This is a genomic window from Azonexus sp. (assembly GCF_047638095.1).
Taxonomy (GTDB): domain Bacteria; phylum Pseudomonadota; class Gammaproteobacteria; order Burkholderiales; family Rhodocyclaceae; genus Azonexus.
Genome location: NZ_JBLJBW010000023.1, coordinates 1 through 12,878, shown reverse-complemented (window position 1 = coordinate 12,878; position 12,878 = coordinate 1). Strand labels below are relative to the sequence as shown.

At 61.0% G+C, this 12,878-nt stretch carries 8 protein-coding genes; 5 read left to right on the top strand and 3 right to left on the bottom strand.

Annotated elements, in window-relative coordinates:
- Positions 1-5: 5 nt before the first annotated feature.
- The 3 genes from pheA to gyrA are packed head-to-tail and all read right to left on the bottom strand — an operon-like array spanning position 6 to position 4,882.
- Positions 6-1,097 carry a prephenate dehydratase gene (gene pheA, locus ACM62Q_RS07660; RefSeq protein WP_415035216.1) on the bottom strand — a complete coding sequence of 364 codons (1,092 nt, stop codon included), beginning with the start codon at positions 1,095-1,097 and terminating at the stop codon, positions 6-8.
- Positions 1,098-1,113: 16 nt separating this feature from the next.
- Positions 1,114-2,220, bottom strand: a complete 1,107-nt coding sequence (serC, locus tag ACM62Q_RS07655; protein WP_415035214.1) for a 3-phosphoserine/phosphohydroxythreonine transaminase — start codon at positions 2,218-2,220, stop codon at positions 1,114-1,116.
- A gap of 1 nt (position 2,221) precedes the next feature.
- Complete coding sequence (gene gyrA / locus ACM62Q_RS07650; RefSeq protein WP_415035212.1) at positions 2,222-4,882, bottom strand: DNA gyrase subunit A; 2,661 nt, start codon at positions 4,880-4,882, stop codon at positions 2,222-2,224.
- A 133-nt stretch (positions 4,883-5,015) separates the two neighbouring features.
- Between gyrA and ACM62Q_RS07645 the strand changes: the two genes are divergently transcribed.
- From ACM62Q_RS07645 to ACM62Q_RS07625, 5 genes are all read left to right on the top strand, one after another.
- Positions 5,016-6,359 (top strand): TRZ/ATZ family hydrolase, encoded by a 1,344-nt coding sequence (locus ACM62Q_RS07645; RefSeq protein WP_415035210.1) that lies wholly within the window; start codon positions 5,016-5,018, stop codon positions 6,357-6,359.
- A gap of 52 nt (positions 6,360-6,411) precedes the next feature.
- Positions 6,412-7,077 carry an OmpA family protein gene (locus ACM62Q_RS07640; RefSeq protein WP_415035208.1) on the top strand — a complete coding sequence of 222 codons (666 nt, stop codon included), beginning with the start codon at positions 6,412-6,414 and terminating at the stop codon, positions 7,075-7,077.
- A gap of 250 nt (positions 7,078-7,327) precedes the next feature.
- Positions 7,328-9,787, top strand: coding sequence for a TonB-dependent hemoglobin/transferrin/lactoferrin family receptor (locus ACM62Q_RS07635; RefSeq protein ID WP_415035206.1), 2,460 nt, complete (start codon positions 7,328-7,330; stop codon positions 9,785-9,787).
- A 125-nt stretch (positions 9,788-9,912) separates the two neighbouring features.
- Positions 9,913-10,800 (top strand): ChaN family lipoprotein, encoded by an 888-nt coding sequence (locus tag ACM62Q_RS07630; RefSeq protein WP_415035204.1) that lies wholly within the window; start codon positions 9,913-9,915, stop codon positions 10,798-10,800.
- 45 nt (positions 10,801-10,845) lie between these two features.
- A partial coding sequence (locus ACM62Q_RS07625) for a cobaltochelatase subunit CobN (protein ID WP_415035202.1) occupies positions 10,846-12,878 on the top strand: 2,033 nt, incomplete at its 3' end.

The window sequence follows — 12,878 nt, the reverse complement described above, 5'->3', positions numbered from 1 at the left end:
TTTCCTCAGAACACGGCAAAAGGGTAGGAACCGAGAATTTTCAAAAAGGCCGCATTGGCCGCGAGTTTCTCCAGCGCCGCCTTGACCTCAGGCGTTTCGCGGTGACCTTCGATATCAACGTAAAACACATATTCCCACAGGGCGTTACGCGCCGGGCGCGATTCCAGACGGCACATCGACACCCCGGCGGCAGTGAGCGGCGAGAGCAGCGCGTGCAAAGCGCCGGTACGGTTCGGCGTGGACATGATGAGCGAAGTTTTGTCGCGCCCGGAAACCCCGGCATCCTGGCGGCCGAGGACGAGAAAACGCGTGGTGTTGTTGGGCTCATCCTCGATATTTTCTGCCTGTTTCGGCAGACCATAGCGCGCTGCGGCGGCCTCGCCGGCAATGGCGGCAGCGCCGGCTTCACTGGCCGCCAGTTGCGCGGCCTGCGCGTTACTCGCCACCGAAATGCGCTGCGCGCCCGGCAACATGCGGTTCAGCCAGGTGTGGCACTGGGCGAGCGACTGCGCGTGCGAATACACTTTCTTGATGGATTCCAGCGCACTTTCTTGCGATAACAGATTCTGGTGGATGCGTAACACCACCTCGCCACAAATCTGCAAAGGAGTCGCCAAGAGCAAATCCATGGTGCGCCCAATGGCGCCTTCAGTGGAGTTTTCTACTGGCACCACGGCGTAATGCGCGCGCCCCGCTTCAACTTCCTGAAATACTTCGTCGATCGAAGCTTGCGGCAGAAGCCGGGCCGCGTGACCGAAATGCTTGCTCGCCGCCGACTCGGAAAAAGTCCCCCAGGGGCCGAGAAAAGCAATCGACAGCGGCTGCTCCAGCGACAAGCAGGCCGACATCACTTCGCGGAAAAAAAAGCTGATGTTTTCGTTCAACAAAGGCCCGGGGTTTTCATCCTGCAAACGGCGTAAAACCTGCGCTTCGCGCTCCGGGCGATAAATGAAACCGGCATCGCCGAAGGCTGCCTTGATCTCGCCCACCTGCTGCGCACAGCGCGCGCGCTGGTTGAGCAGCTGCAGTAATTCACCGTCGATGCGATCGATCTCGGCGCGCACCCCGGCTAAAGCGTGTTGGATATCGTTGCTCATGGTCAGCGAGGCAGGTTCAGCCCTTGCGGCGGGCAAAATCATTCATGAAATCCGCCAGCACGCGCACAGAAAAGAGCGGCACGGCATTGTAAATCGAGGCACGCATGCCGCCGACCGACTTGTGGCCTTTCAAACCCAGCAGGCCGGCAGTCTTTGCCTCGGCAAGAAATTCAGCATCGAGCTCAGGACGCGCCAGCACGAAGGGAATATTCATGCGCGAACGGCAATCCGGATCGACCGGATTGGTATAAAACCCTTGCGAATCATCGATCGCAGCGTAAATCAGTGCCGCCTTCTCACGATTCACCGCTTCGATGCCGGCCAGGCCGCCTTCTTTTTGCAGCCATTGAAACACCAGACCGGCCATATAAATACCGAAAGTCGGCGGCGTGTTGAGCATGGAGCCGTTTTCCGCCTGCACCGCGTAATCGAGCAGGGTCGGCGCGCAAAGCGGCGCCATGCCGAGCAAATCCTGATGAATGATGACCAGCGTCAGCCCGGAAGGGCCGATGTTTTTCTGCGCGCCAGCGTAGATCAGGCCGAATTTCTCGACGTTTACCGGGCGCGACAGGATGTGCGAGGACATGTCCGCCACCAGCGGCACGCCGGTATCGGCAATGCGCTCGGCAGGAATTTCGACGCCGTGGATGGTTTCGTTGGTGCACACGTGCAGGTAGGCGGCGAAGGGGTCGAGCTTGATTTCCTCGGCCACCGGCAGGCGGGTGTAGTGGCTGGCTTTCGTCGTCGCCGCGAGACGCACACTGCTGCCCTGGGCGAGCGAGGGGGCGATTTTCTGCGCTTCCTTGAAGGCTTTTTCCGACCAGCTGCCGGTCACGATGTAATCGGCCGAGCGCCCGGCCAGCAGGTTCAGCGGAATCTGCGCGAACTGCTGCGTCGCGCCGCCCTGCAAAAACAACACCTTGTATTGCGCGGGAATCCCCATCAGCGCGCGTAGGTCGGCCTCAGCCTCGGCAAGAATCGCCATGAATTCCTTGCCACGGTGACTCATCTCCATCACGCTGCAGCCGCTGCCGCGCCAGTCGAGCAATTCTTCCTGCGCCTGGCGCAAGACCTCTTCCGGCAGGGCAGCCGGCCCGGCGCTGAAATTATGCAGACGCGCCATGTCAGTTCTCCTCGGGGCTGGCGTCAGAAGGTGGCAGCGCCTCGGGGGCTTGCGGGCTGCTTTCAACATTTTCAGCGGCGTTTTCAACATCGCTTTCGGCCGCATTGTCGGCATTCCCTTCGGCTTCGATCACCGATTCCGCCACTTTTTCCAGCCCGGCCAGCTTTTCGCCGTCATCCAGCGCAATCAACGTTACACCCTGCGTCGCCCGGCCCATGCCGCGAATCTCGGAAACGCGGGTGCGGATCAGCACGCCGCCGGTGGTGATGAGCATCACCTCGTCGTCGTCATTGACCAGTTTGGCGGCGATCACCACGCCATTGCGCTCGGAATCGGCAATCGCCTTGACGCCTTGCGTGCCGCGCCCGGAATGGCGGAAGTCGGCGAGCACGGTGCGCTTGCCAAACCCGTTTTCGGTGGCAACCAGCACCGTCTGCTGGTCGTCCTCGGCGACCAGCAGCGAAATCACCGTCTGGCCGTCCTGCAGCTTCATGCCGCGCACGCCGCGCGCGCCGCGACCCATCGGGCGCACATCTTCCTCGTCGAACCAGACTGCCTTGCCGGCGTCCGACACCAACACGATGTCGCTCTGGCCGGTGGTCAGTTCGACACCGATCAGGTAATCGTCATCGAGCAGGTCTACGGCGATGATGCCGGCCTTGCGCGGGTTGGAGAAATCGGACAACGGCGTTTTCTTGACCGTGCCGCTGCGGGTGGCCATGAACACGTATTTGTCGTCGGCGAATTCCTTGACCGGCAAAACGGCGTTGATCTTCTCGCCCTCTTCCAGCGGGAAGAGATTGACGATGGGCTTACCCCGGCTCGCCCGGCTGCCCTGCGGCGCTTCATAAACTTTCAGCCAATAACAGCGGCCCCGGTTGGAGAAACACAAAATGTAGTCGTGCGTGTTGGCGACAAATAGATGATCAATGAAATCCTCATCCTTGATCGCCGCCGCCTGCTTGCCGCGCCCGCCGCGCCGCTGGGCGCGGTAGTCGGCGAGCGGCTGCGCCTTGACATAACCGCCGTGCGACAAGGTCACCACCATATCCTGCGGCGTGATCAAGTCTTCGATGCCCAGTTCCTGCGTGTGCAGCACGATTTCCGATTTGCGCTCGTCGCCGTACTGCTCGCGTACGGCAGCGAGTTCATCGGCGATGATGGCGGTGATGCGCGCCGGCTTGGCCAGGATGTCGAGCAGATCGACGATCTTGTCCATGACTTCCTTGTATTCACCGACGATTTTGTCCTGCTCCAGGCCGGTCAGGCGTTGCAGGCGCAGTTCGAGAATGGCCTGAGCCTGGGCATCCGACAGGCGATAACCCTGCGCCGAAAGGCCGAATTCCGGGGCCAGCCCTTCCGGGCGGGAGGCGTCGGAGGCGGCGCGTTGCAACATCTCCTCGACCACCGGGCTGCGCCATTGGCGGGCCATCAGGCTCTGCTTGGCATCCGCCGGCGTCGGCGCGGCTTTGATGAGCGCGATGATTTCATCGACGTTGGAGAGCGCCACCGCCAGACCTTCGAGAATGTGGCCGCGCTCGCGCGCTTTGCGCAGTTCATACACCGTGCGCCGCGTCACCACCTCGCGCCGATGCGAGAGGAAACATTCCAGCATCTGCTTCAAATTGAGCAGGCGCGGCTGGCCATCGACCAGCGCCACCATGTTCATGCCAAAAGTGTCTTGCAGCTGGGTTTGCTTATACAGATTGTTGAGGATGACTTCGCCGACCTCGCCGCGCTTCAATTCGATGACGATGCGCATACCGGACTTGTCGGACTCGTCGCGGATGTCGGAAATACCCTCGATCTTCTTTTCGTTGACCAACTCAGCAATTTTTTCGATCAGGGTTTTTTTGTTCACCTGATAGGGAATTTCATCGACGATCAGCGCCTGCCGGTCGCCCTTGCCGATGTCCTCGAAATGGGTGCGCGCCCGCATGATGATGCGTCCACGCCCGGTTTTATAGCCTTCGCGCACCCCCATCACGCCGTAAATCAGGCCGGCCGTGGGGAAATCCGGGGCGGGAATGAGGTCGATCAAATCGTCGATCGTCAGCGCCGGGTTTTCCAAAAGCGCCAGACAACCGGCGATGACTTCGCGCAGGTTGTGCGGCGGAATGTTGGTCGCCATGCCCACCGCGATACCGGCCGAACCATTGATCAGCAGGTTGGGAATGCGCGCCGGCAAAACCGAAGGCTCCAACTCTTTACCATCGTAATTGGGCACGAAATCGACGGTTTCTTTATCGATGTCAGCGGTCAGGTCGGAGGCGATGCGATCCAGGCGGCATTCGGTGTAGCGCATGGCGGCGGCGTTGTCGCCGTCGATCGAGCCAAAGTTGCCCTGGCCATCGACCAGGGTATAGCGCAGCGAAAAATCCTGCGCCATGCGCACCAAAGTGTCGTAAATCGCCGAATCGCCGTGCGGGTGATACTTACCCATGACCTCGCCGACGACACGGGCGCATTTGACGAAGGGGCGGTTCCATACATTATTGGTTTCGTGCATGGCGTACAACACGCGGCGGTGCACCGGCTTCAGGCCATCGCGCGCGTCCGGCAAGGCCCGGCCCACGATGACGCTCATCGCGTAATCGAGATAGGAGCGCCGCATTTCCTCTTCGAGGCTGATCGGCAGGGTTTCTTTGGCGAATTGATCCATGGTGTGCTATCCGTTGCGCATACGCGGCGCTGTTATGGCGCAAGTCCGATGCCAGCGAAAACACAGCGCCCGCATCGAAACTTGGAGAATCTGCTATTTTACCACGCCAAGCCCTTACCTCGCTCGCCGCACCATGACACCGACACCCCAAAACATCGATTTTTTACTTGAAGCCCGCTGGATCGCCACCGCCGAACAAGACGACGTCCTGAAAAACCATGCCATTGCCGTCGACGCCGGAAAAATTCTTGCCATTTTGCCAATCAGCGAAGCCCGCGAAGCTTTTCAGGCGCGCGAAAAAATCCAGCTCGATGAACACCTGCTCATCCCTGGTTTGATCAATCTGCACAGCCACGCGGCGATGAATCTGCTGCGCGGCATCGCCGATGACCTGCCCTTGATGGACTGGCTGCAAAATCACATCTGGCCCGCCGAAGGGGCGCTCGTCGCACACGATTTCGTACGCGACGGCACGCGCCTTGCCTGCCACGAAATGCTGCACGGCGGAATTACCTGCTTCAACGACATGTATTTCTTCCCGGAAGCCGCCGCCCAGGCGGCCAGCGAATTTGGTCTGCGCGCCACCCTGGGCATGACGACACTGGAATTCCCCACCCGCTACGCCAACGACGCCGACGATTACCTGCGCCAAGGGCTTGCCGCACGCGACAGCAACAGCAACCCACGGCTAAATTTCGCCCTCGCCCCACATGCGCCCTACACCGTGAGCGATCGCACATTTACGCGTATCGCCACGCTCGCCGAGCAATTAAACCTGCCCATTCATTGCCACATTCACGAAACACGGGCAGAAATCGAACAATCGATCAGCGAACACGGCGTGCGCCCGCTCGAACGCCTGCATCGCCTTGGCTTGATCGATCCGGATTTCATCGGCGTGCATGCCGTGCACCTAAGCGACGAAGAAATTGCACTGCTCGCCGAGCAAAACGCCAACATCGCCCACTGCCCGACCTCGAATCTCAAATTGGGCAGCGGCATCGCCCGCATCGCCGACCTCCTCGCCGCCGGCGTCAATGTCGGCCTGGGAACTGACGGCGCGGCGAGCAACAACCGGCTCGACCTCTTTCAGGAAATGCGCCTGGCCGCCCTGCTCGCCAAAGGTCACGGCGAAAACGCCAGCCTCCTGCCAGCGGCACAAATTCTGCGCATGGCCACCCTCAACGGCGCGCGCGCCCTGGGTTTGGAACAGATTACCGGCTCGCTCGCCCCCGGCAAAGCCGCCGACATCGTCGCCGTGCACCTGGGCGGCCTGGAATGCCAGCCCTGCTACGATCCCTTGTCACACCTGATCTACGTTGCCGGACGCGAACAGGTGACGCACGTCTGGATAGACGGAATGTGTCGTATCTACAACAAAACCCTGCAAGCCCCCCATGCAATAAGCTTGGAAGCCAGCTTAGCCCTGTGGCAGAATAGAGCGCAAGTTTGCGCAAGGGGTCATGAAACGTCATAATCACCTGCTGCTAACCGTCACAACCATCAATTTCTCAACGAGGGAAGAGATTATGCTGAAGAACATCGCCAAGAAAACCCTGGCTGCCGCCCTGCTCGCCAGCGTCGGCTTTGCCGCCGTCGCTCAAGAGCGTGTCTATGTCATCGACCAGCGCGACGTCGTCGCCAAGTCTGGTTTCGGCCTGTGCTGGCGCACCGGCTACTGGACCCCGGCCGCTGCTGCTGCCGACAAGGCCGGTTGCGAGTGCGACAAAGACCTGATCCCGGCCAACGTCTGCGCTGGCGGCCAAGCTGCTCCGGCCGCTGCTGCTCCGGCTGCTGCTGGCCCGAAACCGGCGGGCGAAAAGATCACCATCGCCGCTGACGCCCTGTTCGACTTCAACAAAGCCGTGCTGCGTCCGGAAGGCAAAGCCAAGCTCGACGAACTGGCCAGCAAGGCCGGCCAACTGAACCTCGAAGTCATCCTCGCCGTCGGCCACACCGACCGCATCGGTGGCGCTGCCTACAACCAGAAACTGTCCGAAAAGCGCGCCGCCGCTGTTAAGGAATATCTGGTTGCCAAGGGCATCGAAGCCAATCGCGTCTACACCGAAGGCAAGGGCAAGGCCCAGCCGGTCACGGGTGACACCTGCAAGGGCAACAAGAAGACCAAGGCGCTGATCGACTGCCTGCAGCCGGATCGCCGCGTTGACATCGAGCTGATCGGCACCAATAAGTAAGCCGTCAGTTTTCGATAAAAAACCCCGCTCCGGCGGGGTTTTTTGTCGCCCGCAATTTCAGAAAACCCCCACACGAATCCGTATTTTCAATCCCCTCTTTGCCATGCACGACACCCGACAGCGTGCACATCTATTTACAAATTGAACAGAATAGGTAACAATAACGATTCGCATTTAGCCAGCTAGCCAATAAAAATCGCCAGCCAGCCAGCAGCGCACACACCCGCTCACACTGACTGGAGAAGATTCAATGCCCCCCCCGTTCCGGTTCGGCCTACGCGCCGTTCCCCTGGCTCTACTTAGCGCCTTCACTCAAGCTTTCGCCCAGACCACCGACGCCAGCCTGGCTGAAACCGTGGTGACTGCCACACGCAATCAAGCCGCCGTGGATAATCTCCCGGTCACCGTAACCGCCGTGACGCGCGAGAAAATGGATCGCCGCCCCATCGCGGACGAAACAGACCTTTTCCGCGACGATCCGGACATCGTGATGAACCGCGATACGCGCCGGCACGGCGCGGCCTCGGTCAACATTCGCGGCATCGAAGACAAGCGCATCGTACAGACCGTCGACGGCGTGCGCATGTCCGACCCCTACACCTACGGCCCGACCAATTTCCAGGTTAACAACCCGCTCGGCGTCATGCCGGATTTTCTGCGCCAAGTCGAAATCGTACGCGGCCCGGCTTCCAGCCTCTACGGTTCGGACGCGCTCGGCGGTGTCGTCGGTTATCTGACCTTGAACCCCGCCGACATCCTGCGCGGCGATGCCCGCAGCGGCGTACGCCTCAAAGGAGGCTGGACGGGGGCCAACAATGGCTTCACCGGCACGGTGATCGGTGCCGCCCGAGGCGAAGCCTGGGAACTGCTGCTGGGCTATTCGCAAAGCCGCAGCGATGAATTCAAAAACAAGGGCAACAGCAATGGCAGCCTTGATACCACGGACGCTAGAAATCCCCCTCTTCCGGGCAATCGCATCACCGGAAACCGCAGCAAACCGAACGCGCTGGACATCGACGACCGCGGCGGCATCGCCAAGCTGATTCTCAAACCGGCCGCCGGCCACCGTCTGACGGCCACCCTCGATGGCCGTTTGCAGGAAACAGAATCGGACAACCTGCGTCTGTCGCAAGCCGATTACAACCGGGTCAGATCACAGAAGGGCGACGATGAAACCTCGCGCCTGCGCGGCAGTCTCGAATGGGAACACAAACCGGCCGCGGCCTTTTACGACCGCCTGACAGCGCGTCTGTCGCACCAAAGCACCAAAACCGACAACAACAACTTCCAAAAGCGCGAAAGAACGGTCTACTACTTCAATGGAACAGGCTGTTCAGCACGGGGAACCGGTCAGTTCAGCCCGGTGTACATGCCAGCCCTCATGCCCTTCGACCCGCGCGGCTGGGCCAATGCCAATTGCGACGTGACGCAAAAATTCGAGATGGAACAGACGCAGACCGCGCTCAATCTGCAATTTGAATCGGCCTTCACGCTGGCCGGCGTTTCGCACCTGCTCACCTACGGTGCCGACTTGATGCGCCAGGAAGTGACAACCAAGAGCGACACGACAACGACTCTGACCAACACCCTGGCCGGCATCAACCCCGCCGTATTCACCGGCCTCCCCATGAGGCCCCCGCCAGTCGGCGTCAACACCATGGCCCCGCCGCCCGCCGGCACCGTCAGCAAGAATCTCAACGGTGAGCTGTACCCGCTACGCTACTTCCCGAACGGCAAGACCGACACCTTCGGCATTTTCCTGCAAGATGAAATCACGCTGCTCAATGAGCGCCTGAGCTTGACGCCCGGCATCCGCTACGACTGGACCCGCCTGAAACCGGATGTCGACGCCTTGGCCGCCAAATCCCTCAATGCCAACGGACGCCAAGCCTCGGCTCAGACACACGATCGCATTTCGCCCAAACTCGGCTGGCAATGGAAGTTCAACCCGTCTCTGGCCACCTACGGCCAGATCGCCAGCGGTTTCCGCGCGCCGAGCTACAGCGAAGTCAACAGCTCGCTGCGCAACATCAACATCGGCTACGGCGTCGCGCCCAACCCCGATCTCAAGCCGGAAACCAGCATCGGCCTCGAACTCGGCCTGCGTGCCCGGGGCGAGAAAACACGCGGCCAGGTGGCGGTGTTCGACAACCGCTACAAGGACTTCATCACCGACGTCTCGCTCAACTGCCCGAGCGACCCCGACTGCATCCCCGGCCTCGCCCAGGGCACCACGCAGTACCGCAACCTCTCCAAGGTGCGCATCTACGGCATGGAAGTGCGCGGCAGCTGGGATTTCGCACCGGGCTGGCAGGTCGATGGCGCGATTGCTTATGCGCACGGCAGCGATGAAAAAACCAAGGAGCCGCTGAACAGTGTCGATCCGCTGCGCGCCAGCTTCGGTATCAGCTACGCCACCGGCACCTGGGGTGCCGAGAGCCGCCTGCGCGCCGCCAAGAGCAAATCGCGCACCGACGACAGCGACGCCGCCTACTACCGCACCCCCGGCTATGGCATTACCGACCTGTCCGCCTGGATCAAACCAACACGCGACACCCGCGTGACGGTGTCGATCAATAACCTGTTCGACAAAAAATACTGGGTGTGGAGCGACATTCGCCACATGAGCGTACTCGACAACACCCAGGGCCTTGATTACTACTCGCAACCCGGCCGTAACCTGCGTGTCGTATTCCAGGCCGATTTCTGATGTCCACCGGCAGGCACACCAGTGCCTGCCTTTTGCATTCTCAAAAAACTCTCGATGAACGCAAGCCACCCGTGGAATTTTCCCAGGCAGCCAGCCAAATGTTTTTAAATTTTCAGGAAAACCCCGTGGAAAACAGAAAGCGCTTTCTCAACAACGCCTTGCTTGCCGCGGGGCTCGCCTTCTCTTCGCTAACACTTTTGGCCGAAGAACAGATTTTCGACCTGGGCCAGCAAAGAGAAATTTCTCGCGCCGATCTGCTCGAATCCTTGAAAAAAACCGACGTGATTCTCCTGGGCGAGCTGCACGACAACTCGCACCATCACGACCGCCGGGCTGAGCTTTTACAGGCTTTGCGCAGTCAGGACCCGATCATTGTTGCGGAGCATTTGGAACGCGGCCAGCGTGCCACGGCCGACGGTGACTTGCTGACCGCGCTGGAGGCTGCTGGCTTTGATGCAAAAAACTGGCGCTGGCCGTTACACGCGCCGTTATTTGCTACGGCGCGCCAACTCAGCTTGGCGCTCTACGGCGGCAACATCACACGCACGCAAGCGCGCGCCGTCGTCCAGCAAGGTGGCGCAGCGCTGCCGCAAGACATTGCGCAAGCGCTGCAAGAAGCACCGCTGAATGAAAGCGCGCAAAGCAATTTGCATCAGGATCTACTCGACAACCACTGCGGCCAGATACCGCAAAGCCTGGTGCCTGGCCTCACCCTCGCCCAGCGCGCCCGCGATGCGGCCATGGCGCTTGCCATCACGCGCGCCGCGCAAACGGCACAAAGCGGCCAGCCAGTGATTTTGTTTGCCGGCAACGGCCATGTCCGGCGCGATTACGGCGTGCCGGTGCTGCTGGAAAAGCTCTCGCCAGCGCGCAAAACCCTGGCTATTGCCTGGCTGGAAACCGGCAAGCCGGACAATCCGCCACTCGATGTCTTGAAAACCCGTTTCGATGTCGTCTGGTACACCGCCCCGGCCGAACGCCAAGACCCCTGCCTAAATTTTCCCAAGCGCTAAACCGCCTTTTTCCGCCAGCCCACCGCCAGCCACGCTTTGATCACCATGACTCGATTCCGTATCTTTCTCGCCGCTTTCATCTTGTTCTGCACCGCCCCGGCCAGCGCCCAGAACATCCTTTTCGTCGCCGTTTCTCCGGTTCCGCCCGGCAAGTTCAAGATGGTGAAGGAAGTCGCCGCCAAGTACGGTCTGACGGTGGAGGCGCATTTTGCCGAGCGGATTCCGCCGAATCTGGCCGATAGCTTGCTGGATAAACGCGATGCGGTGATCTTCGACGCCGGGCGCGCCCATATGCGCGACGCCGTTAAGCGCCGGCTGGAAAAACCGCTTGCCAGTTTCAAGGGCCGCCATATCTGGATGAACGACGATGGGCCACAGGCCGAAGGGTTCAACGCAGCGCTCGCCAAGCGCCTGCACGCTTATTACGTCAATGGCGGACGGGGCAATTTCGAGGGCTTTTTCGCCACCCTGGCCGCTGAACTGCGCGGCGAGCCGGTGCCGAAAGTCGCCGACCCCTTCATTTTCCCGGACGACGCCATCTACCACCCGCAAGCGCCAAACCAGGTCTTCGCCACGCCCGCCGAGTATTTCCGCTGGCGCGGCATCGATCCGGCCAAACGCCCGCCGACGGTCGCCATTGCCTTTCACCAGATCAGCATCGGCGCGGAACAGACCACCTTCATCGACGACCTGATTACCCGCATCGAAGCTGGCGGCGGGCTGGCCCTGCCCTACTACGCCGGGGTGATGACGCCGCACGCGCCGATGCTGACGATCAATGGCAAGCCGGTGGCCGACGCGCTCATCAACACGCAGATCATCCTCAACCCGGAAGGCTGGCGCAAGGAACTGGAAAAACTCGGCATCCCGGTCACCCAGGCGCTCGCCTACCGGCGTGGCGATGAAGCCGCCTGGCGCGCCGACGCCCAGGGCATGCCCTTGATGGACGTGCCGTTTTACCTGGCGCAGGCCGAATACGCCGGCATCTTCGACCCGATGATGAGTAACGTCGTCAGCAAAAATGGCGATGTCGCCGTACTCGCCGAGCAAAGCGCCGCCGTGGTCAACAAGGCGCTCAAGCTGATCCGCCTGCAACGTCTGCCCAACGCCGAAAAGAAGGTGGCGGTACTGTTCTGGAACTACCCGGCGGGCGAAAAGAATTTTTCCGCCTCTTACTTGAATGTGCCGCGCAGCCTGGAAGCCACCCTGAAAACCTTGCGCGAAGCGGGCTACGACACCACGCCGGAAACCGAGCCAACCCTCATCGCCAACCTGCAACGCCTGCTCGCCGCCCACTACCGCGACGGCGAACTTGCCGGCCTCTTGCGCGACGGCCTGGCCGAGCGCCTGCCGGTCAAGGCCTACCGTGCCTGGCTGGCCAAACAACCGGCCGTGGCACAGGCCGAAATGAAAGAACGCTGGGGCGATCCGGAAAAATCGACCATGGTGGTGAAAGACGGCGGCGAAGCCTATTTCGTCATTCCGCGCTACCGCATCGGCAAGCTCATCCTGAGTCCGCAAGCCCCGCGCGGCGAGCGCTGGGAGGACAAGGAAAAGGCGCTCTACCATTCCTCGGTGGCCGCTCCCTCGCACTACTACATGGCGCACTACCTGTGGCTGCGCGAGCAGTTCAAGGCCGACGCCATCGTGCACTACGGCACGCACGGCTCGCAGGAATGGCTGCCCGGCAAGGAACGCGGCCTGCCGGTAACGGATTACCCGTTTGCCGCCATTGGCGACGTGCCGGTGGTGTACCCCTACATCGTCGATAACATTGGCGAAGCCCTGCAAACCAAGCGCCGCGGCCGCGCCGTGGTCGTCACCCACCAGACGCCGCCCTTTGCCCCCGCCGGCCTGCATCTGGTGCTGAACGAAATCCACGACCTGCTGCACGCCTGGGTGGGCCAGGATGAAGGTTCCGTGCGCGAGAAAATCGCCGCCGATCTGCTGCAAAAGGTCAAGAAAGAACGCATCGACAAGGACATGGGCTGGGACGACAAACGCATCGCCGCCGACATGCGCGGTTTCGTGACGGAACTGCACGACCACCTGCACGAACTGGCGCAGACCGCGCAGCC